Below are 26836 nucleotides of genomic sequence, written 5' to 3'. Positions count from 1 at the left end.
TTGAACCAACTGATGCCTATCCAATCAAAGTATTCCAATAAACAAGTAGAAGAAATTGTTGACCAATTAGTTAATGTATTAAGCTCGCAAAACGCACCAGTTGATCTCAGCTTAATGTGTTTGGGTAATTCTATCACGCACATTCTAAAAGAACATGTTCCAGAGAGTAAGAGACAATCTGTTGCCGAAAATTTTGCCAAAGCGCTTACACAATCAGTAAAGTAACGGAATGAATCTTACACCGCGCAGCCCTTTTTCATCAAAAGCAAGTCAATTACTGAGCTGGGGACACTGGTTTACCTTTGCTAATATTGGCTTGGTTTTATTGATTAGCTCAGTTTATTTGTTCGCCGACAAAGCGCCGAGTACCTTTGTTGGTTGGTTTTATATGCTGATCACCTGGATAAGCCATACTAGCTTTATCACTTTTTGTGCGTTTGTATTAACCATCTTTCCGCTTAGTTTAATATTCCCTTACCCGCGTCATATTCGCGGGATGGCTGCAATTATAGCCTCCGTTGGTATCGTTGTATTAACGGTTGATGCCTTTGTTTATCTACAACTTGGCTATCATATAAACCCAGCTTCGCTCTCCGATATCTTTGTTTTATTGTGGGAAACGTTAGTTGGCTCATCTCTGGTTAATCTCATCATCACAGTCGCAATGCTTGCGCTGGTGCTCACGTTTGAGCTTTTAGCAGGGAATTATGCTTGGCGTCATTTGGCCGAGCTTAAATCCTATAAATTCCCTCGCTACGCCACGGGCACCATAGTGACCTGTTTTGCGCTTAGTCATAGCCTGCATATTTGGGCTGATGCTAATGCCTTTTTCGATATCACTAAGCAAGATAATGTACTACCTCTATCTTATCCAACAACCGCAAAGAGCTTACTCGCCAGACACGATTTACTTGATATCGAGCAGTATGAAGAAGCACACTCACTAAGCATTGGTGATACGCATTCAAAATACAAAGCCCCTGTAATTTCGGCGGTATGCAAAGAAAAGAAAGATACAGCAGAGCAACCTATCAACGTTTACGCTTACACAGATGAGGCACTGTTCCAAAAAACAGCAACAGCGCTTCAGAGCAACAGTAAAAATAACGTGTTCCGAATGGATTCTGTTTTACGCGCGGGGAATAGCAGCGATGCACTATTCAGCCTCATATACGGTCTACCGAGTTATTATAAAGAGTCTGTCCTGCTGCAGCAGCAAGTTCCGGTTTGGTCAATTAATAATGACTTAATGAGTGTTAATGCTAAAGGCGAGTTCTCTTTTGTTCCTTCTCATCAAGCAAGTAACTTAACAATTATTGAAGTAAGTGAAGAAATTGACATTGATAGTTCAAAACCGTTCGTGGCAATTGATATTAGTGCACAGCAAGCGACAGTATTAACCAGTTCTGCGGTAACGAACATTGACCTGTTTGCTCAGGCGTCTGGTCTTGTGCAGCCCAATGACATCACCTACACCCTGTTAAGCTCTTATCTCGGCTGCGATCCCCTTGCTCAACAAAGTATGCTGGCATCGAACATTAAAACTCGCTCTCATGCAGAAGGCGTTAACTTTACGCAAGGTGTCTTAGTTGCCTTTAAAAAAGACAAAATTACCTTAGTCAATCAAGATGGCAGCTTCAAGCAGATGTCAGCAAAGGAAGGCTTTGTGTTAAACGGTAATTTAGATATTCCATTTTTGATTCAAAGTATTAAGACATTAAAAAAATTCACGGCCCCTGAAGCGCAATAACCTTGAACAAAGTGGGATGTCATCTATGGTTAAGTAGATATTAACTGTTACAGCAAGGATGCCACATGCAATTATATCTTAAACTACTTCTACTGATTTTTGTCTCAACTCATTGTTTCGCCGCAACAACGGTAAAATACTTCAAATGCACGACCGACAGAGGCATCGTTTTTAGCCAATTTCCCTGCTCGGCCAATGCGACCCAGCACACGATAACTACATCCGATCCTAAAGCCTCGGCTCCCTCAGAGCAGCACTATAAAACGTTAAACAATTTGGAACGTAACCAAATTGCGAAAAGGACAAAGCGTGCGCTCAGAGCCAAACACCATGAAAAAGCCGTGCTCAATCGCAAAAGAGATACTGCGGTTAGAGAGCAACAGGATAAATTAACTAAACTGATGAATGAAGATAGGCGCAAAAAAGTCGTCAGACAAGTTAAAAAGGAAATAAAGGCCATTAATAAGGCACATGCTAAAGCGATTAAAAGCCTAGAGAAAGAGATTTCAAAATTAGAAAAGCAACTAAAAGAATATGAGTGATATAACCGCTCAATTACATTGAGTGCTTTTTTGAGAATCGTAAGTGCTCAATGAGCATTCGCTATAGTTATGCAAATGCCTTAACTGGTATTACCAGATGACTTTTCGCACATTACCTTGTAAAGTGAAACCACTCAGCGTGGATAATTTATGAGGGATGTAGATGCAAGCACAGCAGTTAGCAGAGCGAATTTTATCAGGTTTCCAAAATCACTATCACGCATTTGTAAAAATTACCAAATTGGCACCAATCGCCTTTGCATCTCAAAATTGGGGGGAGATAGAACGAATAAGTAAAGCGAGGATCAGCCAATACGATAGTAAAGTTGATGAGACCGCACAGAAGTTAATCCAGCTCTATGGTTCGACGCAACTGGATGAATCGCTATGGTACCAAGTAAAACAGGCTTACCTTGAGCGTCTTACCTTTCACCCTCAACCAGAGCTTGCTGAAACTTTCTATAATTCAGTTTTTTGTCGCCTCTTTCACCGCCGATATTACAATAGCGATTTCATTTTTGTTGAAACCCAACTTGCTAACGCCACCTCGCTCCCTGTAGAAGCTGAGTATCGAAGTTATTTCCCAGTCGTCAATGGTCTCAAACCCACCATCAGAAAAATCATTGAACACATTGACTTTCATTGCGAATTTGAAGACTTAGATAGAGATATTCGATTACTCGTTAAAGCGTTTCTCAAACAAGCACCTAACACGCATCATCAGGCACATTTAATGCGTTTCGATATCCTCAGCGCACCTTTCTATCGTAATAAAGGCGCTTATATTGTCGGTCGAGTGGTATCTAAATCCGGTGTACAACCGTTTATCATCTCGGTATTACACGCGCAAGGTGGGGGGTTATTGATAGATGCGCTGCTTACCAACAGCTCACAAATGCGAGTGATTTTTGGTTTCGCGCGTGCTTACTTTTTAGTAGAGACCCATGCCCCATCTGCGTTGGTTAAGTTTTTAAATCAACTCATGCCAAATAAAACAAAGGCTGAGCTTTATAACGCTATCGGCTTTCATAAACAGGGGAAAACCGAATTTTATCGTGAATTTTTACACCATTTAGCGAATTCCGAAGAACAATTTGAAGTCGCACCAGGTACGCCCGGTATGGTGATGATGGTATTCACTCTGCCAAGCTTTCCCTATGTTTTTAAAGTGATCCGTGACCGATTTCCAGAAAGTAAGCCATTTACAAAAACAACCGTTTTAGAGCGCTACCAACTCGTAAAACGCCACGATCGCGTGGGTAGAATGGCAGATACGATAGAATATTCCGATGTGGTGATCCCTCTTGCACGTATTGCACCTGCCCTTTATCAGCTGTTGCTGGACTCTATTTCTCACAGTATACGTATTGAGGGGGACAATATGGTGATAAAACACTTGTATATTGAGCGCCGTATGACGCCGCTCAACCTCTTTGTACAGCAAGCCGATGAAAAAACGTGCGAGCAAGTCATTCGAGATTACGGTTATGCGCTCAAAGAAATGCTCGCTGTAAACATTTTTCCAGGAGACATGTTGTTAAAAAACTTTGGTGTAAGTAAGCACCATAGAGTTATATTCTATGACTATGATGAGGTGCAATATCTCACGGAAATGAACTTTAGAGCGCTGCCAAGACAAGGGCTTGATAATATGTACGACTCTGGAGATATTTCCAGTGCACCACAAGACGTCTTTCCAGAACAGTTGTGTACATTTGTTCTGACAAATCCTACACTAAAGGAAATGTTTCTGCACCATCATGCTGATTTGGCTGATGTGTCGTTTTGGCAGCAAGCACAAAGAGATATTCGTGATAGAGTCGTAAGACATATTTACCCTTATCCACATGAAAATCGTTTTCTCCAAGATGCCAAAGAAGAAGAATACAAAGGAAAACTGAGTGAACATTAGTAAAATTGACCTTAACCTGCTGGTTTACCTCGATACCTTACTTCGAGAATGCAATGTAACACGTGCCGCAAATCAATTAAGTATTACCCAACCGGCAATGAGTAATGGTCTTAAGCGCCTCAGAAACCTCTTTAATGACCCCATTTTAGTTCGTACTAGTGAAGGCATGGTGCCAACAGAGCGCGCGCTCGAGCTACAGCCTGTGATCCGCGGTATACTCATGACTTTGGAAGAAACCTTGGCTCCTAACAGGGAATTTGAAGCGACGAGTAGTAATCGAGTATTTAGGATTATGGCCAGTGACTATGCGGCAAGTACGCTTGCGCCGAAACTCCTCACTAAACTTCATGAAGAAGCCCCGGATACGACCCTTGATATTCTTACACCGAGCGATGTTACTTTTCATGATGTGGAAAATGGCAAGGTAGACATGGCAATTAACCGCTTCGAAAATCTACCACAATCGTTTCACCACAAACGAATTTGGAAGGATAGTTTTTGCTGTCTCGTGAAATCCGACAACCCAGTTATCGCCAACTTTACCCTTGATGCCTATTTAAAGTCCCGCCATATTTGGGTAAGTAAAACAGGATTTGGTGTTGGAGTCGGAATGGATCCCGCAGATGTACAGAAGCTTGGCTGGGTTGACGAAGCGCTAGCACACTTTGGAAAACACAGAAACATCGCAACTTTTACGCGTAATTATCACGTTGCGATTCACTTGGCAAAAGAGCAGAACTTAATTGCAACATTGCCGTCAAAAGCAGCGAATATCTATCGTGATGATCCGACCTTAACGGTTCTGGAGCCGCCATTCCCTATTCCACCGTTTGAGTTAGATATGATCTGGAGCCCGTTATTACATCGCGATGCGAGTCATATTTGGTTGAGACAAAAAATTGCAGAGGTAGCTGAAGAGCTAACATAATTGCGTTATACCTTTTTAACGTGTTTAGCTTGGTTCACTTCTGAAATTGGTATCGCCAGCTAATTGAACTATCCTTTTATTTATATGCATAAAAGGTGCAATAGAGCATGGCAAAATTCTCTTATAGAGCAACGGTTGATAGTAAAGAGAAACTTATCCACGCAGCCGCATACGGGGAATGCGTGGAAGCCAATATCATCGAGATGTACAAAAATTTAGGGCTTGCACTTAAATCGAATCAGCTAAAGAGCTTAGTGATCGACGTATCTCAATTACATATCAACTACGATTATCCAAGCGTGCTAACCGTTTTACAAAAACTCAATCAATTTGTCGATGGGATTGCTCTTGCCCGAGTTATCTCCCCCTCAGACAGCAAAAGTGGATTAATTGAAGCATTTGCTGACAAGCACGGCTTAGCGATTAAAAACTTCGAGAACTATAATGACGCAGTGGCTTGGGTACATACCGTGAATACAAAAAAATAATTAAGAATATTCAGAATAAAGTCATGAAATCAATGATATTATTTGATGTTGGTCCATAGTACATGGCCAATTATAAGTAGTTTGTGGACAACCTTTATTTCATAATAAGGAACTATGGAACACTATATCTCAACGTTCATTTTTTTCTTTGCGGTCATCGACCCCATTGGCACTATTCCGGTATTTATCGCAACCACAACTGGCTTTGATATTGCCACAAAGCGGAAAATAGCGGTTAAAGCGACACTGGTTGCAGCCATCGTGTTGCTGTTTTTTATTATTGCGGGGGAAATTATTTTAAATGCCATTGGTATTCCCCTACCTGCGTTCGCGATTGCCGGTGGCATAGTATTATTCATCTTTGCCATGACAATGATTTTTGGTGAGGGCAAGCCGAGTGAAGAGATTAAGTTAGACGGTAAAGCATCCGACACCGCTATTTTCCCATTAGCAATGCCCTCTATCGCAAGTCCAGGGGCGATGTTGGCAGCCGTTTTGCTTACTAAAAACAGCGAGAACAACGTTTTTGAACAACTCCAAACATCGCTTATTATGCTCAGCGTATTGGTTATCGTATTAATATTTTTACTGGTTGCGACAAAAATCCATCAATGGATTGGCGATAGTGGCGCTAATATCGTCAGCCGAGTAATGGGACTTATTTTAGCTTCAGTTGCAGTATCAAGTGTACTAGCGGGTATTAAAGAATATTTTATGTTGTAACAGAGAGGGGTCGCCCTCTCTTTCAACGCTAGCTCTGTCTCAAAGCTCAATGTTTCAAAATAAATTGCTTCACCGCTTTATTGTGCTCAGTCAGTGTCTTAGAAAAGTGATGTCCACCATCTCCTGACGCAACAAAGTAAAAGTATTCGGTTGTTGCTGGATTAAGTGCTGCATGGATAGCAGCACGAGACGGCATTGCAATGGGTGTCGGTGGCAAACCATCAATCCGGTAGGTGTTATATGGTGTCGTTTCAAGGATATCTTTACGCTTAATATCGCCATCAAACTGCTCACCAATACCATAAATGATGGTTGGATCTGTCTGTAAACGCATGCCCTTACGTAAACGATTGATAAAAACGGATGCCACTTTATCTCTTTCCGCGACTACGCCCGTTTCTTTCTCAATAATAGATGCCAAAATCAAGGCTTCGTAAGGCGTATTTAAAGGAAGATTTGGTATTCTATTTTGCCACTCTTCCTCAAGTACACTCTGCATTTTGTTATGGGCACGTTTAAGTATGCGCAGTGCTGAATCATTTCCATGATAGTGGTAGGTGTCGGGGTATAACCAGCCTTCAGCCGAACTTTGCGCGATATTCAGTTGTGTTGTCAACTTGTCAATATCTTGCGTTAAGTAGGGCGCGGTGAGGAGCTTATTTTTCACTTCCCAAATAGGCATACCCTCAATGATCGTAAAACTAAAGTTATGTTGTTCTCCGCGACTAATTTTAGTGATGGCATCAAGTACGGTTAACCCTTTAAGATCGTAAAAGCCCGCTTGTAACGCGAATAACTTTGGCGCTAACTTGCTATAAAGTTGATAAGGAAAGCAGCTAGATAACGCCCCACTACGCTGCCATAAATGGCATAACTGATTAAATGTTTGCCCAGCCTTTATCTCAACTAATGACTCAGAAATATTAAGTGGTTCAAATTTAACCTTATTTATTTGCTGAGATAACCACCATGACGATGCTGCTATCAAAAATGCGACTATGATAAACAGTTTTTTCATTTATATTACTTCCCTAAAAATCGCCTTTTCAATTCATGTAAGTCGACAATATCGAAATGTTTATTCTCAATTCTTACTACAGGTACCAACTGCATTAAACTATTACAAATAAATACACCATCAGCTGCTTTTAACTCGTCAAAAGCAATATTTTTGACCCTAATATCGTGCTTACTTTCAAGTGCGGTTAAAAATACCCCTTTAATACCAGAGCCACTAAGATCTGGTGTATACAGCTTGCTGTCTTTAATCATGATGATATTTGCCGCCGACGCTTCAATCACCATGCCATTGATATCCGTCACAATGACATCGTCGCAAACCAATGTCTGTGCATCTTGTTTAATAAGTACTTGTTCTAACCGATTCAGTGTCTTTAATCCAGCTAATAACGGCTGAATACCCAGTTGAACTCGGCTTAATGCGACCTCAATCCCACTCTGCTGCCAAGTTGTATAGTGTGAAGGATAAGGTAATACCTGAATACTCACACTTAGCTCAGGCGTCTCAGGAGCTTGATAACCACGCCCCCTTCCCCTCGAGTGATAAGGATCTTTAGCACCGCTTCCGCTTTATCTTTAACTTGCTCTTGAATCAAAAACTCGATTTCGTCTAGTCGTAACTCAGGAAAGCCCAAGCGCTGCTGACATACAACCAGCCGATCGATGTGAAGCGGCCACAGTTCAACATTTCCGTCACGGACTAACGCGGTGGTAAAAAAGCCATCGCCATAGGCCAATCCTCTATCAGTGTTAGAAAAAAGCTGCTGATTTTCCAAGTCACTTTCCTTTTAAGGGGAGCCAAAACATAAAAAGCTCGGCATTGCCGAGCTTTTTTATCATAACCTACTTTGCTATCAGATTACCAAGGCTGATCTACACCTTTTTAAATAGTAATGAACCGTTTGTTCCACCGAAACCAAACGAGTTACACAAAGTGTACTCTAGTTTCGCGTCACGGGCAGTATGAGGCACATAATCTAAATCACAGCCTTCATCTGGGTTATCCAAGTTAATGGTCGGTGTTACTTTTTGGTCTTGCAGCGCAAGAATTGAAATAATTGATTCAACTGAACCCGCAGCACCAAGTAAGTGACCCATCATCGATTTGGACGAGCTTACCATTACATCTTTCGCCGCAGAACCAAATACCGACTTAACAGCATGGGTTTCTGCAACGTCACCTGCTGGAGTAGAAGTACCGTGAGCGTTGATATAACCAACCTGCTCTGCATTGATACCTGCGTCGCTCAAAGCATTAACCATGGCTTGCGCAGCGCCCGCACCATTTTCTGGAGGTGATGTCATGTGATATGCATCGCCACTCATACCAAAACCAACCAGTTCAGCGTAGATCTTTGCACCACGTGCTTTCGCATGCTCATACTCTTCTAGTACGATCACACCTGCTCCATCAGCAAGCACAAAACCATCACGATCTTTGTCCCAAGGGCGAGAAGCCGCTTGCGGATCATCGTTACGCGTAGAGAGCGCACGAGCTGCACTAAAACCGCCCATACCAATTGGGGTTGATGCTTTTTCAGCTCCACCTGCTACCATCGCATCCGCGTCGCCGTATGCAATCATACGTGCCGCATGACCAATATTATGAAGGCCAGTTGTACAAGCAGTGACGATCGAAATATTTGGACCTCTTAAGCCGTGCATGATAGACAAGTGGCCAGAGATCATATTGATAATGGTAGAAGGAACATAAAACGGAGAAAGTTTACGTGGACCGCTGTTTAATAGCTTAACATGGTTCTCTTCAATTAGCGTCAAACCACCGATACCAGAGCCAATGGCTACACCAACTCTAGCTGCATTCTCTTCGTTAACTTCAAGACCTGAGTCTTTTAATGCCTGCACACCTGCAGCGATACCATACTGGATGAACACATCCATTTTTTTAGCATCTTTAGGGGAAATGTACTCAGTGACATCAAAGTCGTTAACTAAACCTGCAAACTTGGTTCCGAAACCTTCTGTGTCAAAATGCGTGATATTGCGAATGCCACTACGGCCTTCTAATAAGCCCTGCCAGGTAGATGCAACATCATTACCCAGCGGCGTCAACATACCTAAGCCAGTTACTACGACTCGACGTTTAGCCACGGTGTCCTCCAAAAAGGGATTATTATAATAATTGGGGGGTCTAGAAAGAGTTAGGGCAGCGAGTGCTGCCCTAATAGAAAAGCTAGTTACTCAGCGTGAGCAGTAACGTAGTCGATAGCTGCCTGAACAGTAGTGATTTTCTCAGCTTCTTCATCAGGGATCTCTGTATCGAACTCTTCTTCTAGCGCCATTACAAGCTCAACAGTGTCTAGAGAGTCAGCACCTAAATCATCAACGAAAGACGCTTCTGATTTAACTTCTTCTTCTTTAACACCTAGTTGTTCAACAATAATTTTCTTTACGCGTTCTTGGATGTCGCTCATTCTTCTTTCCTTTATTTAAACGCTACTGCGTTAATTTTCAGATTGCGGCGCAGTTTACGACGCATCATTCTGGGATTCAAGGATTGACCCGTACTTTTTTTTCTGGTCAAACCTGTTACAAAGCTTTGGATCTTTTTATCGCCTATTTTCGCGACGATTTCAAGTACGTTGTCGACAAGATCACAAAAAATTCAATTGATTTGTGATCTTAGCAGGTTAAACCATGTACATCGCACCATTTACGTGCAAAGTTTCACCAGAAACATACGCTGCCGCATCTGATGCTAAATAAACTACAGCTGCTGCAATTTCTTCAGGCTGCCCTAAACGACCTGCTGGTACATTCGCCAAAGTTGCTGCTTTTTGCTCATCTGTTAGCTCATCAGTCATGTCTGTCTGAATAAAGCCCGGTGCTACAGTATTTACCGTAATACCGCGAGATGCAACCTCACGCGCCAATGATTTTGTAAAACCAATTACACCCGCTTTTGCTGCAGCATAGTTAGCTTGACCCGCATTACCCATAGTGCCCACTACTGAACCAATGTTAATGATACGGCCATTTTTCTTCTTCATCATTGGACGAAGTACAGCTTTTGATAAGCGGAAAATAGATGACAAGTTAGTATCGATGATGTCATCCCACTCTTGATCTTTCATACGCATCAGCAAGTTATCGCGTGTGATACCAGCATTATTTACCAACACATCGATATCACCTAAGTCTGCTTTGATTGCATCCAAAGTTGCTGCGATTGAGTCGGCCTCTGTCACGTTTAGCGCATAACCTTTACCATTTTCGCCTAGATACTCAGAGATACGTTCTGCACCAGACTCACTCGTTGCAGTACCTGCAACTTTTGCACCTTGCGCAACCAAGGCGTTAGCGATTGCTTTACCAATACCACGGCTAGCACCCGTTACTAGTACTACCTTACCTTCTAAAGAAAATAAATTACTCATAATACTCTCGTTATTATTCTGCTGCTGCAATGGCAGCTAAATCATTTACCGACACACACGACACTGAGCGGTCGATGCGTTTGACAAGACCTGCAATCACTTTACCAGGGCCAAACTCAAAAGTTGTTGTAACCCCTTCTTTCGCAACCGCTTGTACGGTTTCGGTCCACCTTACAGGACTATAAAGCTGACGAATAAGCGCATCTTTTATTGCTGCTGCATCTTTTGCAACCGTAACATCAACGTTGTTGATCACATCAAACTTTGGCTCTGAAAATGCGAGCGCTTCCAGATCTTTAGCTAATTTATCAGCAGCAGGTTTCATTAATGCGCAATGAGATGGAACGCTGACAGCAAGTGGTAAAGCACGTTTAGCTCCCGCTTCTTTACACGCTTCAGAGGCTCGATTTACGGCCTCAACGTGACCCGCAATAACTACTTGACCTGGAGAGTTGTAGTTTACAGGTGAAACAACATCACCCTGCGCAGATTCGGCACAAACCTTAGCAATCACGTCATCATCTAAACCAATAATTGCCGCCATTGACCCCGTACCAGCAGGAACTGCTTCTTGCATGTATAAACCACGTTTTTCAACTAACTTAACGGCATCTGCAAGGGTTAATACTTCTGCACATACTAATGCAGAGTATTCACCTAAACTATGACCAGCTAGTGTCAGTTCAGCATCAACCCCCTTCTCTTGCCATGCTCTAAAGATAGCAACGCTTGCGGTCAATAGTGCCGGTTGAGTACGGTGCGTTTGGTTTAATTCTTCTTCAGGACCGTTTAGCACAAGTTCGGCTAAATCGTAGCCTAGTGCTTCTGAGGCTTCAGCGAAAGTCGCTTTAACGATGTCAGAAGATGCTAATAATTCAGATAACATGCCCACGCTTTGTGAGCCCTGTCCTGGGAAAAATAATGCGATTTTTTGTGACATATTGTGCTCTTATTTTCTCTGTTGTCGCCACGTCCTCATGTCACTTAGAAGTGTTAGGGATGCGGACCTGACGGTTGTTTTTCTGTGTCGACCTGAGCAAACACCGCTTGGATCTTTTCAGGGATCTTACGTTGTACTTCTTGCGCAGCTTCTTCAATCGCGGCTAAAAATGCCTTAGTTGTGGCATTTCCGTGACTTTTCACAACAATACCGCGCAATCCTACCAGACTTGCGCCGTTATACTGGTCGGGGTTCACCCTTCTATACAATTTTTTTATAACGGGTCGAAGTAAAAAGGCCAACGCTTTATAAAAAAAGTGCTTTTTTAACGCTTTGCTAAACTTATTCATGATGAGTTTGGCAATCCCTTCACAGGTTTTCAAGGCGACGTTACCGACAAAGCCCTCACATACAATGACATCGGCCTTGCCAGAGAACATATCGCTCCCCTCACAATAGCCTTGATAATTAATAACAGATGAGGATTTCATTAATTTTGCAGCTTGCTTGATACCATCATGCCCCTTGATTTCTTCCGAACCAATGTTTAGCAAACATACTTTAGGTGAAGGAATATTTAAGGCTTCTCCTGCAACGATTGAGCCCATAATACCGAACTGATAGAGGGTTTCTGAATCACAATGCACATTCGCACCAAGATCAAGTAAATAAACGGGTTGTTTTTTTTCTGTCGGAACGGATGAAATTAGCGCTGGACGCTTGATGCCTGGTAACATCTTTAACACATAGTGGGCCATAAAAAAGAGTGCGCCTGTATTGCCTGAGCTAACACAAGCCTGTGCTTCGCCAGACTTCACCAAGTCGAGTGCTACGCGCATCGAGGACTGCTTTTTATTTCTAAGTGCAGAGGCAGGTTCGCAACTATTTGTGACGATTTCTTTACAGTGTTTAATTTTGAGTCTTGGATGATCAAGCATATTCGCTTTAGTCAAAGCGCTTTCAATAACTTGCTGATTACCACAGAGAATTAAATTTAGATTTGGGTGCTTAAGCACAGCAGCGATGGCTGCGGGGATAGATGAACGGGGGCCGTAATCGCCCCCCATCATATCTAACGCAATGGTTAGATCGGTCAGCATAAAGTAATCTCTTACTTAGAAATTACTTTAACGCCTTTGTAGTAACCATCAGCAGTCACGTGGTGACGACGATGAGTCTCACCAGAAACCTGATCTACAGTTAGAGCTGGTCCACTGATCGCATCGTGTGAACGACGCATACCACGACGTGCGCGTGACTTTTTGCTTTTTTGTACCGCCATTAGCCTTCTCCTAAGAATCTTTCTTAAGTTGTTTCAAAATTTCAAATGGATTTGGTTTGCTATCTTCTGCTTCAATTTCACCAAAGCTCTTTGGCTTATCAGAATAAGAGCATAGTGCTTCATCATGCGTCGGGACTATCGGAATCGCGAGTAATAGCTCATCTTCGACGATTTGTCTTAGATTTACCTCACCTTCTTCATCCAGCTCCAACACATCATAACGCTCGGGAAGATCATCCGACTCTGCACCTAATCCGACTGGCGAATACGCAAAGTCTTGTTCCAAATCCAACCCTAATTCATCATTACAACGCTGACATACAACGGTTAGATGGGCTCGGACTTTGCCTTGCACAACAACTAAACCTTGTTCGTCGATGTTGAAATGAATGTCTACCGCTATTTCACTATTTTGATCACGCACAACTTGCTGCAATCGAGAAAGTTCTTCAAGCATTACAACACCGTCATAAGATGCTCGACGTTGCGCTGCTCTGCATGGATCAATAGTGATGGGAATTTTCACCTTTTGCATAGGGGCTGCATCATATAGATAGTTACTGAGTTAGTCAAAGTAAAAATACACTTTCCCTTTGTTTTTCGCGTTATTGCGCATTATCCTGTTGGCAATGTCGTCACAAAGATAAAAATCTCATGAAAACGCCCCTTATTCTAGCCTCAAGTTCGCCATTTAGGCAGTCAATTTTGAAAAAATTAATGCTTCCTTTTGCATCTTTTTCACCGGATGTAGATGAGCAAGCACTCGAAGGTGAATCAGCACAGCAACTTGTTGCACGGTTGAGCGAATCAAAAGCCAAAGCAGCAATAGCAAAATATCAACAAGGTGTGGTGATTGGTTCAGACCAAGTTGCGCTATTCAACGGTGAGATCCTAGGAAAGCCACATAATAAAGAAAACGCGATTAAGCAACTAAGCCTATTTAGCAATAATCGCGTGACTTTTTTGACTGGTTTAACCGTTTTCGACATTGAAAGCAGCAAAACGGTCACTGAAGTAGTACCGTTTCACGTTTACTTCCGCCAGCTTACCCAAACGCAGATCAGTAACTATTGTGATGCGGAAGCACCTTACAACTGTGCTGGAAGCTTTAAAAGTGAAGGATTAGGGATCTGTCTGTTTGATAAGCTTGAAGGAGAAGACCCCAATACCCTGATTGGCCTTCCCCTTATTCAACTCACTAAAACACTGCTCGCGTTTGGTATTGATGTGCTCGCTGAGCAATCAGGCTAACAATAGTTTAGATAAGTCTTGATAGTTATCGCAAATATAGGCAGCCGACGTTTGCGATAACTGCTCTCTTGTTGCAACCCCCATAGTGACACCGATTGCGTCAATGCCAGCATTCTTCGCCAAGTTCATGTCGATTTGTGTATCGCCTATCATGACTGCCTCTGCAGCTTCCACATTTAGCTCAGCCAAAATCTGAAGCAACATATCGGGATGCGGTTTAGACTCCGCCTCACATGCAGTCCGTGTTGTAACGAAAATATCGGTCAACCCGCTTTCTGCCATCAGACGGTCAAGTCCTATTCGACTTTTCCCTGTTGCGACCGCAACTTTGATTCCATTAGCATGTAATTGCTTTAAAAGTGCTGCAGCGCCTTCAAATATGGGTGCAGGAGTTTTGTCTTGATGCTTATAGATATATTTATAAGCCTCTATCAAAGACGTTAATTTGTCCTCATGATTTGGAAAAAGTGTCAGTATCGCTTTATCGAGAGACAGGCCGATAATACTTTTCGCCGCTTCGTTACTTACTGGTGCAATCCCACAAGACTCGGCGGCTTGATGAATGGTATTAACGATTTTTGGCACGGAGTCCATAACGGTACCATCCCAGTCGAAGATTACACACTTATACTGCATGTTACTTCCTTAGTTTAGCTAAGCATGCTTCCAAAGCCCCATCCAGTGGCGCTTCTACATGGTGTGTAGTCTCGGTTTTTGGGTGCATAAATCTGAGCTCTTTAGCATGCAAAAACAGCCGATTTAATCCCACTTCGCGCATGTTAGCATCAAACACCTGATCGCCATACTTATCATCACACGCAATTGGATGTCCTTTACATTGAGTATGTACTCGAATCTGGTGTGTTCTGCCCGTTACCGGCGACGCTTGCACTAAAGTAGCTAGCTCAAAACGCTCAACAACTCTAAAACGAGTATGAGACGGCTTGCCTTGCTCATGATCCACTCGTACCACTCGCTCACCTGACTTTAAGGTATTTTTACGCAGCGGCTCAGTGACATTTTTATGTTTGGCATCCCATTGCCCTGAAACCAGCGCAAGGTAATTCTTCTCCATAGTCTTTTCTCTTAACTGCTCATGAAGACCTTTAAGCACAGCGCGGCGCTTTGAAATCAACAAACACCCAGATGTGTCACGGTCCAACCGGTGAACCAGTTCCAAGCTTTGCTCTTGTGGGCGTAATGCTCTTAATGCCTCAATTAAACCATAGCTTAATCCACTGCCACCATGTACCGCCATACCGGCTGGCTTATTTATAACTATCAGATACTTATCTTCATAAAGAATGGCATCTTCTAGATTTGCGACTTTATCTAGGTTTTTAGGCACAAACTCTGTTTTCTCCGCAACACGCACAGGTGGAACACGGATTTCATCATTGATTTGTAGTTTGTATACAGGCTTCACCCGCTTTTTGTTTACGCGCACTTCCCCTTTACGAAGAATTTTATATACGGCGCTTTTTGGCACCCCTTTTAAATGCGTAATTAAAAAGTTATCGATCCTTTGACCTTCTTGGTCTTCCGTCACGGTAACAAAGCTAACTTGTAATGCGGGTTTCTCTGACATTGCCTAATCACTGATTTGAGTAATAATTTAGTTGCTATCTCGACATTATTAGTGGGATAATCAGGCCGCGAATTTTTGCGAGGTGCTTTTTATCGCAAAAACAATGTCGTGATGCACATCTTGGATGGCAGATCATACAGATTAGAGCTAATATTTCCAAAGCTTTTATCATGCATCTAAGATAAACACGTGCGAACAGTCAGTGCGAAGCGCGTAATATTTCGTTTAATGGCTGGACACGACGGAAAAACCAAAAAGCAAGAAATTAAAATTTGTCTGATACGTTTACCACAGTTGCAGTAATACCCGTGCATAGCAGGCCGCAACTCGTGAATAACCACAAAGCAAACAAGTCAACAGATGGTGATAGCCAAGCTTGGCAAACCAAGCTCAACTTACTCCGTGCATGACTACTTTGTGAAACGAATAAACGTGCAAGAAGCGAACGATGGATCAGTGATTTTACCCTGATTTAAAGCGGAAACTGTGAATATGTTCCCTTTCCCCCAGTCGTGAGACTGCATCATTTAATAGGAACATCCAAGGCGTAGCACGCTGTCGCTGGCAAGATGTATCAGGCGCTGTAAATAATTAAGTAGAGAATTACAATATGAAACGTATGCTGATCAATGCAACGCAGCAAGAAGAAATGCGCGTGGCACTGGTTGACGGCCAGCGTCTATACGATCTAGACATAGAAAGCCCTGGTCACGAACAGAAAAAAGCCAATATCTATAAGGGTAAAATTACCCGTATCGAACCATCCCTAGAAGCCGCATTTGTTGATTATGGCGCTGAGCGTCACGGATTCCTTCCTTTAAAAGAAATCGCTAAAACGTATTTCCCAGATGGCTATACATTCAATGGTCGCCCTAACATCAAAGACGTGATCAAAGAGGGTCAAGAAGTCATCGTTCAGGTTGATAAGGAAGAACGAGGTCAAAAAGGCGCGGCACTCACAACATTTATCAGCGTTGCTGGTAGCTACTTGGTATTAATGCCGAATAACCCAAGAGCAGGTGGTATTTCACGCCGTATCGAAGGTGATGAGCGCATTGAGCTAAAAGAAGCATTAAGCCGCTTAAGCGTACCTAAAGGTATGGGTCTTATCGTGCGCACAGCGGGTGTAGGTAAATCTTTTGAAGAACTTGACTACGACCTTAAGGCTCTGCTCGTTCATTGGGAAGCAATCCAAAACGCGGCAAATAGTGGTAAAGCACCTTTCCTAATTCACCAAGAAAGTAACGTGATCTTCCGTGCAATTCGCGATTATTTACGTCGTGATATCGGTGAGATCCTAATAGATAAGCCTCGTGTTTTTGAAGAAGCGAAGGCGCATATTGAGCGTTTCCGTCCAGACTTCATTAATCGCGTGAAGCTTTATCAAAATGATGTGCCGTTATTTACACATTATCAAATTGAGAGTCAGATTGAGTCAGCGTTCCAGCGTGAAGTGCGTTTGCCTTCAGGTGGCTCTATCGTTATTGATCCAACAGAAGCGCTCACTTCTATCGATATCAACTCGTCAAAAGCGACGAAAGGTGGCGATATCGAAGAGACGGCGCTGAATACTAACTTAGAAGCAGCTGACGAGATTGCACGTCAATTACGTTTGCGTGACTTAGGTGGCTTAATCGTTATCGACTTTATCGATATGACTCCACCTCGTCATCAGCGTGAAGTAGAGAACCGCTTGAAAGAAGCCGTTCGTACTGACCGGGCTCGCGTGCAAATAGGTAAGATCTCCCGTTTCGGCCTATTAGAAATGTCGCGTCAACGTTTGCGTCCGTCTTTAGGCGAAGCGAGCCAGCATACGTGCCCACGCTGTGACGGCCAAGGCACTATCCGCTCCAATGAATCCATTGCTTTGTCTATCTTGCGTCTTATCGAAGAAGAAGCGATAAAGGACAATACCGCCCAGGTCAACGCTCAAGTGCCTGTTGCTGTTGGTGCTTACTTGTTAAATGAAAAGCGTCGTTCTGTGCAACGCATTGAAAAGCGCCACGAGTGCCACGTTGTTATCATCCCTAACCAACACCTAGAAACACCGCACTACGAGGTGGTTAGGTTGCGTAAAGATGAAACAACAGAAGCGGCAAGCTATGAACAGATCACCGCGCCAGAGCCGGAATTAGTTGAAATCGCTCGAGCTCAAGCAATTGTGAAAGAAGAGCCCGTGTTAAAAGGTGTCGTCATGCCTGATGCACCGGCGCCTGCACCTGCACCTGCACCTGCTCCAGCCTCGACTCAAACTGCAAAACCTCAAGCACGTAAGCCGCAAGCAAAACCTGCTCAAAACGGCACCAGCCTGCTTGAGAAGATTGGTCAATGGTTCAAGAACCTGTTTGCTAGTGACAGCGACAGTGATAAACAAGAAGAAAACAAATCTTCTGAAGATAAATCATCACGCGATAACAACCGTGACAATCGCCGTCGCAATAATAACAACCGTCGTCGTAACAATAACCGCCGTCGTAACGATCAGCAAAAAGAAACAGCTGTTGAATCGAAAGACGAAAATAATAGTAACGAGCAACGTGGTGATAACCGCAAACGCCGTCGTCCAAATAACAGAAAACGCCAAGATCAGGACAAAGTAAACCGTCCGGTTAAGGAACCTGTGAACGATAACGTCGAGACGGTCGAGGCTAACGACGTTCCAGTTAAGGAAGCGAAAGTAAAACCACGCAGACAAAGACGAAATCTTCGCAAGAAAGTACGTGTGGAAGAAACCGATGCACAGGATACCAACACTTCAGAGCAAACTAGTGCTGAAGAAGTGAAAGTAGAAGCGAAGCCGCTTGAGCAACCAACGCAAACGGCGTCTGAGCCTAAAGCTGAACACAAGCCAAGGCAGAGAAAAGCGAGACCTGTTGCTGATAAGTCAGAGAAAGCGTCAACGGCTAACGAACAAGCAGCGTCACGTTCTGAGCAAGCTGAAGTACACACGCAAACTGAGCAGCAAGAAGCAACTAACGTTGAGCGCCACGAGCAAAATGATGTTACCGAGGTACTATCTGCTGAACTTTCAGAGTCGCAAAGTGATGACGAAAATAAAGAAGGCCGTACGCGCTCTCGACGTTCTCCGCGTCACCTGAGAGCGGCAGGTCAACGTCGCCGTCGTCAGGATACGCCTGAAAAAGGTCAAGCTGCAGCATTTATACCCGTTGCAGATCAAGCAGCAGCTGAGTACGAAGCTGAGCTAAAAGCGAAATCTTCTTTTGACAGTGAAGTTCAAGAAGAAGTACAGCAAGCAGCAAGTGCAGTTGATACTCAATCATCACCTGAAACGGTAACTGAAGACAGTGCACCTGCAGCAGTAGAAGAAGCGACCGTTTCTGAGACGCAAGCTGACGCAGAGCAACATGTCGAAGCTAAACCAGCCGAAGCACCAATTGACGAAAATGAAGCGCAAGAAGTGGAACCTGTAAAAGAAGTAGAGACAACCACTGCTGAAGCGCCATTGCAACAAGCTGCACAGCCTGAAACATCCGCAAGCGCTGACAAAGTAGTCGCAGAAGAGGTAGAAGCTGCGCAGCCAGAAGAAGCAAAAGTAGTTAAAGCTGAGCCAATCGCTGACACAGTAGATACTGAACAAGTGGAAACGGCGAAAGCTGAAGATGAAGCTGAAACTGAAACTGCAGTTGTGGAAGAAACTCAGGCTTCTGGAGCTAAGGCAACACCAGAAGTACAGGAGCCAGTCGTCGAAACAACAGCAGAAACTGAAGTAGTCGCTGAATCTTCACCTGAAGAGACGCTTGTCGCTGACACCATTGAAGCGCCTACTCAACAAGCAGCAAACGGCAACTCAGTAGAAAGCCGAGTACGCTTCAACCAAGCAGCTGCCGCGCCGATGACGAAAGCACAAAGTGTAATTGAGGATGTGGTTGTCGAAACACCATCTGCAATGCCACATGAGCAACGCCCGACAGTAGCTAATAGCGGCTTGGGTGTTGGCTCTAAGTCACCAACAGGCAGAGCAAGCGCCGACATGGCCTCTCCTGCTCAGGTTGACTAAGCAGTAATTGAAAAGCCAGTCTATTTAGACTGGCTTTTTTGTGTCCGAATTTTACTGAGTAGGCAAATGGTAATACCAGTCCTTCGTAGCACTCCATGCTATTTATCAGTAGAATGCCGTCAATTCTTTGATCGTTAAAGTCAAAAGTATGATCACACTTAAGAGATTTAAAAACGCCTCTTTAAAAGGTGACCTATTCGGTGGTGTTACCACTGCAATTATTTCTTTACCACTCGCACTCGCTTTTGGCGTTGCCTCCGGCGCTGGCGCAGAAGCTGGGATGTGGGGCGCAATTCTAGTTGGCTTATTTGCCGCCCTATTCGGTGGTTCAACCTCCCTCATTTCTGAACCGACCGGCCCAATGACTGTTATCATGACAGCAGTACTCACCGCCATGATGAGCAAGTATCCTGAAAATGGGCTTGCTATGGGCTTTACTGTTGTCATGATGGCAGGTGCTTTTCAAGTTTTACTGGGTACGCTCAAGTTAGGTAAGTACGTTACCTTGATGCCTTACAGCGTTATCTCCGGATTTATGTCTGGTATTGGTGTAATCCTAATTATCCTGCAACTTGCCCCTTTACTTGGACATCAAGCGCCCGCAGGCGGCGTTGTTGGAACCTTGTCTAACTTGCCCAACCTGCTGATGGACTTACACTTTTCTGAGTTGTTTCTCGGGGTGATCACGCTTGCAATCTTATTCAAGATGCCAAGTAAGTGGCGCCAGTACGTCCCCGCTCAACTGGTCGCACTCGTCGCAGTTACACTGCTTTCAATCATTATTTTTGATACTGATAGTATCCGTCGCATCGGTGAAATTCCAAGTGGTCTGCCGAGTCTTGTCTTTCCCGTGTTATCACCAGAGCTGTTAGTTGAAATGCTTATCGACGCACTGGTGCTCGGTACGTTAGGTTGTATAGATACATTGCTCACTGCAGTAATAGCCGACAGTTTGACGCGAACAGAGCATGATTCTGATAAAGAGCTCAGAGGCCAAGGTATTGCCAATATGATAGCTGGCCTTTTTGGTGCACTGCCAGGTGCTGGCGCAACCATGGGCACTGTGGTCAACATTCAAGTAGGTGCGCGCTCGCCAATTGCTGGCATATTTAGGGCACTTATTTTAATGGCCGTGGTCTTTATCGCGGGCAGTCTGACCGAGCCTATCCCAATGGCGGTGCTTGCCGGAATTGCGGTGTATGTTGGTTTTAATATTTTGGATTGGAGTTTTATCCAGCGTGCTCATAAGCTTAGTGTCAGTCAAATGGCGATTATGTATGGTGTAATGCTACTTACCGTTTTTGTTGACCTTATTGTTGCTGTGGGCCTTGGCGTATTTATCTCTAATGTGATGATCATAGAGAGATTAAGCCGAGTACAAGCTAATCACGTTAAAGCCATTAGCGACAGCGATAGTGATGAAGACGTACCACTTACGAAAAAAGAAAGCGAGCTGTTAGATAAAGCCAACGGCAAGTTATTATTCTTTTATCTTTCTGGGCCAATGATTTTTAGCGTCTCAAAAGCAATCGCAAGACAACACCGCAAGATTAGTGAATACAAAGCCATGGTATTAGATTTAAGCGACGTTGCTATGATTGATGTCACCGTGGGCTTGGCCATTGAAAACGCGATTACAGATGCGCTTGATGCTAACTGTAGCGTGTTTATCTATTCACCAAATTTGGAGACCACAGATAAGCTCAAGCGCTTAAATATTCACGACCGTCTAGGCGATCGTGCATTTTGTGATAGTCGCGAGATAGCACTCAGTCAAGCTATAGATACTATGGCTAAAACTTATTAAAGTGCGCACTCAAGTGATCCAGTAATAACCGCAGGCTGGTCGCGACAAATTGTCTGGGTGGATAGAGCGCCCAGACGCCCTCCTCTTCAGGTCTAAAATTGGTGAGTACCTCAGTTAATTCACCACTATCTAGCGCTTCTTGCACGTAATAGTGTGGCAACTGTACCAAACCCAAGCCTTGCTTCGCCGCTTCTAATAACCCCCAACCGCTGTTGCAACGTAGTGAACCCGACACTTTAATTTGCCGCGTTTTTCCATGTTCAACAAAGCGCCATTCGCTACTATTACCAATCAAACATTTATGATTGCTAAGTTCGCTAAGCGTATGCGGTTGGCCAAACTGATTTAAATAGGTATTCGCACCACACACCATGGTTTTACGCGTGGTTAGCCGTTTGGCGCGCAGTGATGAATCTTGTAACTTGCCAAGTCGAATTGCCAAGTCAAAGCCCTTATCAAGCAAGTCGACTTGGTTGTTCGTCAAATGCATTTCAATCTCAACTTTTGGATACAAACGCATATAGTCAACCACAGCAGGCATGACATAAGATTCGCCGTACATCACCGGAGCGGTGAGCTTGAGTTTACCTGTTGGCTGTCTGTCACGTTGACGGATTGCAGCGGTTGCGTCATCTAATCCATGTTGCAAATGCTTTGCGTGAGATAAAAACACTTCTCCTTCCTGAGTCAGTGCCAATTTTCGGGTGGTTCGCGTCAAAAGTTGAATATTGAGCCGTTCCTCTAACATTTTCACTCGACGACTAATTTGCGCAACAGAGGTATTTAACTGAGCTGCTGCGCTACTAAAAGAGCCGTTACTTGCGACCGCAACAAACTCATCGATGCCAATCCATCTACCCATTATTACATATACGTAAAAGTCTTTATAATTTTTATAGATTATCAAAAATAATAATGCAGTTATACTGCTATCAACTTTTAAGAAAGGAACAAACCATGTCTGAGTTTATTAAATCTAAAGCAGCCATCGCTTGGGGCCCAGGTCAACCGCTTAGTATTGAAGAAGTTGACGTTATGCCACCGAAAAAAGGCGAAGTCTTAGTTAAAATCACCGCAACGGGCGTGTGTCATACCGATGCTTTCACTTTGTCTGGCGACGACCCTGAGGGCGTATTCCCTGCAATATTAGGTCACGAAGGCGCAGGTATTGTTGAAGCTGTTGGTGAAGGTGTTACGAGCGTAGCCGTTGGCGATCACGTGATCCCATTGTACACACCGGAGTGTGGCGAGTGTAAGTTCTGTAAATCTGGCAAAACTAATCTTTGTCAGCAGATCCGTGAAACGCAAGGTAAAGGGCTAATGCCGGATGGTACAACTCGCTTCTACAAAGACGGTGAGCCGATTTATCACTACATGGGCACCTCAACGTTCTCTGAGTACACCGTGCTGCCAGAGATCTCTTTAGCTAAAGTAAACAAGGAAGCGCCTCTTGAAGAGATCTGCTTGCTTGGCTGTGGTGTTACGACAGGTATGGGTGCTGTAATGAATACCGCTAAAGTGCAAAAAGGCGATACCGTCGCAATTTTCGGACTTGGTGGTATCGGCTTGTCCGCTATTATTGGTGCGACAATGGCTGGCGCGAGTCGGATCATAGGTATCGACATCAATGAAGATAAGTTTGAACTGGCGACAAAGCTTGGCGCAACCGATCTTATCAACCCCAAAAACTTCGATAAGCCTATTCAAGAAGTTATCGTCGAAATGACTGACGGCGGTGTGGATTTCTCATTTGAATGTATCGGTAACGTGGATGTCATGAGAAGCGCCCTTGAATGTTGCCACAAAGGCTGGGGTGAGTCTGTGATTATCGGTGTTGCAGGCGCTGGACAAGAGATTTCTACACGCCCATTCCAACTGGTTACTGGTCGCGTGTGGCGCGGTAGCGCTTTTGGTGGCGTAAAAGGTCGCTCTGAGCTTCCTGAGATTGTTGAACGCTATATGGCTGGTGAGTTCAAGCTCAACGACTTTATCACTCATACCATGAAGCTCGAAGATATTAATGAAGCCTTTGATTTGATGCATGAAGGCAAGAGTATCCGCTCGGTGATCCATTACTAGTACCCGCTCAAGGACGCACAGGTTGCGTCCTATTTCGCTTAATTAAGGAGAACTTGATGGAACTGATTTCCAGCAACAAAGTATCTGGCGGTTGGCATAAGCGCTACAAACATACCAGCCAATCGACGCAGTGTGAAATGACCTTCGCCATTTTTTTACCTGAAGTCGTCAATGAGGGACAACAAGTCCCTGTTTTATATTGGCTCTCAGGGCTAACCTGCAGCGATGAAAACTTCATGCAAAAAGCAGGCGCGTTTAAAAAAGCTAACGAGCTTGGCATCGCTATTGTCGCACCAGATACAAGCCCGCGAGGAGAAGGCGTTGCAGATGACGAAAATGGCGCCTATGACTTTGGTCTCGGTGCGGGATTTTACGTCAATTCGACACAGGCGCCATATAGTCAACATTATCAAATGTATGACTATGTGACAGAAGAGCTGCCTCAATTAATCGAAGCGCACTTCCCTGTTAGCTCGCAAAAAGCCATTAGTGGTCACTCCATGGGTGGACATGGTGCGTTAGTTATTGGGCTTAGAAACCCTGACGCCTATACGAGTATCTCAGCGTTTAGTCCAATCGTGAGCCCATGTAACTGCCCCTGGGGTCAAAAAGCGCTAACAGGATATTTAGGCGACGACAAACAGCACTGGCAACAGTACGACGCAACAGAATTATTGTTGAGCTATGCTAGTCCAACAAAACGTCCGATACGCATTGATCAAGGTTCAAGTGACCAGTTCTTAGACGAGCAGCTAAAACCTTGGTTATTCGAACAAGCAGCTGAAAAAGCAGATTACCCTATCACGCTAAACATGCATGACGGTTATGATCACAGCTATTTCTTTATCTCAACTTTTATTGAAAATCACCTTGAGTTTCATGCTAGATATATGAGATGAGTTTGACTACCGCTTGCGCATTTGAGCATTAAGTTAAAAATAAAAAAGGCGTACTCCCTGTACGCCTTGCTTGCTTAACATTAGGGCCTGTTTATCTTTCAAGTTTGTTTTTGCAGCAGTTTGATTGGTATTTATACAAGGCAGAGCCTGCGTAGCATAGTTGTTCTATGTGAGTCAGAAGAACAAAAATCAAACAGCAAAGGGCAACAGGCCCTATTCTTTACATCAAATCATCAGATTAAATCGCCGTATGGATTCGTCGGACAAAGCTGTATGCTTTGCTCGAACCCTGGAATGGCTAACTCTTGTTGACTTAAATTCAATTCAGACTCATCAATCATGCCATTGCCAAAACGGTAAATGAGTTCGTACTGACCATAATCGGCCGCTTGCTGATATGCAATTTGTCTTTGTGTTGTAATCGCAAGTTGTTGCTCATAGTGTGCAAATTCAGCTTGGCTATAACGTTTGCTTAGTAGCTGCTTCGTGAGCTTCGGAGAAAATACTGTTGCCGTTGCGTTGTTACCGCCAAAGCCCTTTGAATTAATAAAAGCGATATCCATTGGGTCACACTCATAATGCTCAGTGCGAATATCCAAATGCTCCGCGTGAACATCCCCTGCTACTGCATTGATTGTGGTGATCCCTGGCATAATATTGTATTCAAACACCCCAAGTGCCATCGCTAGCTGATCGCCGGACGCCGGTGCGATAGTATGACCAACATAGGCTTTTGGCGCCGCCACTTTCCAACCATTAATCGCAAAGGTTTCTGCGATTTTGTGGTAGATAAGCGACTCAGTAACCCGGTTTTGTGGTGTACTTGAACCATGTGCCAAAATAAAGCTGCGTTTTACCAAAGCCTCTTTGCCAGCGATTTGCTGAGCCAGCGCAACCGATTTTGCCATGGTAATGTAGTTACCAGGTCCAGGTGCCGTAATCGACTTTTTCACGCCATCAGCGTTGACATATACATCAGCAACCGAGCCCATGATCTGTGCGCCAAGTTCAAGCGCTAAAGCATCATCCATCAAAATCGCCACTTGTGCACCTTCACCAATCGTAAAGCCACAGTTTTCACCAAAAGGGCGACTTGTTTTGCGATAATCTACACTTTCAGTGCCATCGAGTTTACGTAAGCCTTCTTCATTTGCGAGCGCGCCCATATTGCCAAAGCCTTCGATTATCTCTGGTGTAATAGCACACTCAACACTAGCTACAATCGCCACACGAGTGCGACCAGCCTGAATGTCATTCACTGCAGCGCGAAGGTTATATAGAAAAGTAGCGCACGCCCCCGATGTCGTAAACGTTGTGCCTACGCTCCCAGTAACATAGGCATTGATAAAGTCAGTGGACATGGTGTTGAGTCCCAGCGCCAGCTGCTTGGTGCTTACGCGATCGCCCCGTAAACGACTACGCACTAATCCACCTAAACCCTCATCATTCATTTGTCCAGCAACAGATGCAGAATAAGTGCCGATTTGATCAGGTCGTACGCTGTTCATCACCTTGTCCCACTCCAGACCCGTTGAGCGGATAGCGTCTGTTGCAGCAAAAATCGTCGCCTGCAGGCCGCGTGGTTGGTAACGACTGTTGTACATCAGTGACGGTTCAAAGCCCGTCGGTAATTGCCCCGCGGCTTTAATTGGGTTGTCTCTATAGCTATCGTGCTTAACTTCCACTTGATCCGCAATCGTCACTTCGACCGTTTTTGGATCAAGTTCAACGAGTTGCCAACTAGCGGGCACAGGCTCTGGTAAATCACGCTTACGACAACTGAATACTATCTTGCTGTCATCATTTGCCTTCATTGTGAGCTTTTGCTGCCAAGGGGTCGCATCTACATCAAAATGGTTTTTTTCAATTTTACGGATCAATGTGCCCGCTAAAATCTGCTCACCAAAGCGCGATTCAATCTCCACCTCTTGAATGGCTTGGTCGTTTTGGTCAATCAACTGGCCATCTTCATAACGCACTAAGTTCATTAAACTCGCAAGACCCAAATAGGTCTCTTGTCGGTCTTTAGCATTTAGCTTATCAAGTACAATACGTTTGTAGCCTTGATGGAAAGAGGTGCGCCCCGCGGCGTTAATCCCCCCATTCCTACAATAATTGGCAATGCAGTCATGTCGTTCCTACTTCTGAACTAAGATAATGACTTGATTTTAATTGCATTCGAATTTAAGTTTTTACAAAATACGCCACATA

At 44.0% G+C, this 26836-nt stretch carries 24 protein-coding genes and 2 pseudogenes; 13 read left to right on the top strand and 13 right to left on the bottom strand.

What is annotated here, in order from left to right; genetic code table 11:
• Positions 1–12: 12 nt before the first annotated feature.
• From B1L02_RS06880 to B1L02_RS06850, 7 genes are all read left to right on the top strand, one after another.
• Complete coding sequence (locus tag B1L02_RS06880) at positions 13–225, top strand: DUF1414 domain-containing protein (RefSeq protein WP_010374035.1); 213 nt, start codon at positions 13–15, stop codon at positions 223–225.
• A gap of 4 nt (positions 226–229) precedes the next feature.
• Positions 230–1750, top strand: coding sequence for a DUF3413 domain-containing protein (locus B1L02_RS06875; protein ID WP_088530432.1), 1521 nt, complete (start codon positions 230–232; stop codon positions 1748–1750).
• 65 nt (positions 1751–1815) lie between these two features.
• Positions 1816–2292 (top strand): DUF4094 domain-containing protein, encoded by a 477-nt coding sequence (locus B1L02_RS06870; RefSeq protein WP_088530431.1) that lies wholly within the window; start codon positions 1816–1818, stop codon positions 2290–2292.
• A gap of 163 nt (positions 2293–2455) precedes the next feature.
• On the top strand, positions 2456–4204 hold the full coding sequence (gene aceK, locus B1L02_RS06865; protein ID WP_088530430.1) for a bifunctional isocitrate dehydrogenase kinase/phosphatase: 1749 nt from the start codon (positions 2456–2458) through the stop codon (positions 4202–4204).
• Positions 4194–5132, top strand: coding sequence for a LysR family transcriptional regulator (locus B1L02_RS06860; RefSeq protein ID WP_088530429.1), 939 nt, complete (start codon positions 4194–4196; stop codon positions 5130–5132). Before aceK ends, B1L02_RS06860 begins: the two co-directional genes overlap by 11 nt.
• Positions 5133–5239: 107 nt before the next feature.
• Positions 5240–5620: a hypothetical protein gene (locus B1L02_RS06855; RefSeq protein WP_088530428.1), complete on the top strand. Its 381-nt coding sequence runs from the start codon at positions 5240–5242 to the stop codon at positions 5618–5620.
• Between the two features lie 114 nt (positions 5621–5734).
• Complete coding sequence (locus B1L02_RS06850) at positions 5735–6343, top strand: MarC family protein (protein WP_088530427.1); 609 nt, start codon at positions 5735–5737, stop codon at positions 6341–6343.
• Between the two features lie 46 nt (positions 6344–6389).
• On the opposite strand, the gene mltG is transcribed toward B1L02_RS06850, so the two are convergent.
• From mltG to yceD, 9 genes and pseudogenes are all read right to left on the bottom strand, one after another.
• A complete protein-coding gene (mltG, locus tag B1L02_RS06845) occupies positions 6390–7361 on the bottom strand; it encodes an endolytic transglycosylase MltG (RefSeq protein ID WP_088530426.1) in 972 nt (323 codons plus the stop codon).
• Positions 7362–7366: 5 nt separating this feature from the next.
• A pseudogene (pabC, locus tag B1L02_RS25165) lies at positions 7367–8203 on the bottom strand (aminodeoxychorismate lyase).
• Between the two features lie 33 nt (positions 8204–8236).
• A complete protein-coding gene (fabF, locus tag B1L02_RS06835; protein WP_088530425.1) occupies positions 8237–9475 on the bottom strand; it encodes a beta-ketoacyl-ACP synthase II in 1239 nt (412 codons plus the stop codon).
• Between the two features lie 86 nt (positions 9476–9561).
• Positions 9562–9798: an acyl carrier protein gene (gene acpP / locus B1L02_RS06830; protein WP_010374019.1), complete on the bottom strand. Its 237-nt coding sequence runs from the start codon at positions 9796–9798 to the stop codon at positions 9562–9564.
• Positions 9799–10014: 216 nt separating this feature from the next.
• The gene (fabG, locus tag B1L02_RS06825; RefSeq protein WP_088530424.1) at positions 10015–10761 is read right to left on the bottom strand and encodes a 3-oxoacyl-ACP reductase FabG; all 747 of its coding nucleotides are present in this window, start codon (positions 10759–10761) and stop codon (positions 10015–10017) included.
• A gap of 13 nt (positions 10762–10774) precedes the next feature.
• On the bottom strand, positions 10775–11701 hold the full coding sequence (gene fabD, locus B1L02_RS06820; RefSeq protein WP_088530423.1) for an ACP S-malonyltransferase: 927 nt from the start codon (positions 11699–11701) through the stop codon (positions 10775–10777).
• Between the two features lie 53 nt (positions 11702–11754).
• On the bottom strand, positions 11755–12801 hold the full coding sequence (gene plsX, locus B1L02_RS06815) for a phosphate acyltransferase PlsX (protein ID WP_088530422.1): 1047 nt from the start codon (positions 12799–12801) through the stop codon (positions 11755–11757).
• 11 nt (positions 12802–12812) lie between these two features.
• Positions 12813–12983, bottom strand: coding sequence for a 50S ribosomal protein L32 (rpmF, locus tag B1L02_RS06810; protein WP_010374010.1), 171 nt, complete (start codon positions 12981–12983; stop codon positions 12813–12815).
• A 10-nt stretch (positions 12984–12993) separates the two neighbouring features.
• Positions 12994–13518 (bottom strand): 23S rRNA accumulation protein YceD, encoded by a 525-nt coding sequence (yceD, locus tag B1L02_RS06805; protein ID WP_010374009.1) that lies wholly within the window; start codon positions 13516–13518, stop codon positions 12994–12996.
• A 119-nt stretch (positions 13519–13637) separates the two neighbouring features.
• Between yceD and B1L02_RS06800 the strand changes: the two genes are divergently transcribed.
• The gene (locus B1L02_RS06800; protein ID WP_088530421.1) at positions 13638–14234 is read left to right on the top strand and encodes a Maf family protein; all 597 of its coding nucleotides are present in this window, start codon (positions 13638–13640) and stop codon (positions 14232–14234) included.
• Here the strand turns inward: B1L02_RS06800 and B1L02_RS06795 are convergent.
• Together B1L02_RS06795 and rluC are read right to left on the bottom strand one after the other, a co-directional pair.
• Positions 14226–14870, bottom strand: a complete 645-nt coding sequence (locus B1L02_RS06795) for an HAD family hydrolase (protein WP_088530420.1) — start codon at positions 14868–14870, stop codon at positions 14226–14228. The genes B1L02_RS06800 and B1L02_RS06795 overlap by 9 nt on opposite strands.
• Position 14871: 1 nt before the next feature.
• Complete coding sequence (gene rluC, locus B1L02_RS06790; RefSeq protein WP_088530419.1) at positions 14872–15822, bottom strand: 23S rRNA pseudouridine(955/2504/2580) synthase RluC; 951 nt, start codon at positions 15820–15822, stop codon at positions 14872–14874.
• Between the two features lie 272 nt (positions 15823–16094).
• Here rluC and B1L02_RS23710 point away from each other — a divergent pair, with 272 nt between their 5' ends.
• The 3 genes from B1L02_RS23710 (at position 16095) to B1L02_RS06780 (ending at position 21647) form a co-directional block, all read left to right on the top strand.
• Positions 16095–16232: a hypothetical protein gene (locus B1L02_RS23710; RefSeq protein WP_157757223.1), complete on the top strand. Its 138-nt coding sequence runs from the start codon at positions 16095–16097 to the stop codon at positions 16230–16232.
• Positions 16233–16432: 200 nt separating this feature from the next.
• A complete protein-coding gene (gene rne / locus B1L02_RS06785) occupies positions 16433–19840 on the top strand; it encodes a ribonuclease E (RefSeq protein ID WP_088530418.1) in 3408 nt (1135 codons plus the stop codon).
• Between the two features lie 148 nt (positions 19841–19988).
• Positions 19989–21647: a SulP family inorganic anion transporter gene (locus tag B1L02_RS06780; protein ID WP_167651253.1), complete on the top strand. Its 1659-nt coding sequence runs from the start codon at positions 19989–19991 to the stop codon at positions 21645–21647.
• Here the strand turns inward: B1L02_RS06780 and B1L02_RS06775 are convergent.
• The gene (locus tag B1L02_RS06775) at positions 21634–22509 is read right to left on the bottom strand and encodes a LysR substrate-binding domain-containing protein (protein WP_088530417.1); all 876 of its coding nucleotides are present in this window, start codon (positions 22507–22509) and stop codon (positions 21634–21636) included. The genes B1L02_RS06780 and B1L02_RS06775 overlap by 14 nt on opposite strands.
• Positions 22510–22604: 95 nt before the next feature.
• Here B1L02_RS06775 and B1L02_RS06770 point away from each other — a divergent pair, with 95 nt between their 5' ends.
• Together B1L02_RS06770 and fghA are read left to right on the top strand one after the other, a co-directional pair.
• Positions 22605–23726, top strand: coding sequence for an S-(hydroxymethyl)glutathione dehydrogenase/class III alcohol dehydrogenase (locus tag B1L02_RS06770; RefSeq protein WP_088530416.1), 1122 nt, complete (start codon positions 22605–22607; stop codon positions 23724–23726).
• A 56-nt stretch (positions 23727–23782) separates the two neighbouring features.
• Positions 23783–24625 carry an S-formylglutathione hydrolase gene (fghA, locus tag B1L02_RS06765; RefSeq protein ID WP_088530415.1) on the top strand — a complete coding sequence of 281 codons (843 nt, stop codon included), beginning with the start codon at positions 23783–23785 and terminating at the stop codon, positions 24623–24625.
• Between the two features lie 233 nt (positions 24626–24858).
• On the opposite strand, the pseudogene B1L02_RS06760 reads toward fghA, so the two are convergent.
• Positions 24859–26756 (bottom strand): annotated as a pseudogene (locus tag B1L02_RS06760) (beta-ketoacyl synthase).
• Positions 26757–26836: the final 80 nt, after the last annotated feature.

Origin of the sequence: Pseudoalteromonas piscicida, assembly GCF_002208135.1 — a bacterium.
Classification (GTDB): domain Bacteria; phylum Pseudomonadota; class Gammaproteobacteria; order Enterobacterales; family Alteromonadaceae; genus Pseudoalteromonas; species Pseudoalteromonas piscicida_A.
The sequence above is the reverse complement of the archived record's forward strand: the minus strand, read 5'-3'. Positions and strand labels throughout refer to the sequence as shown.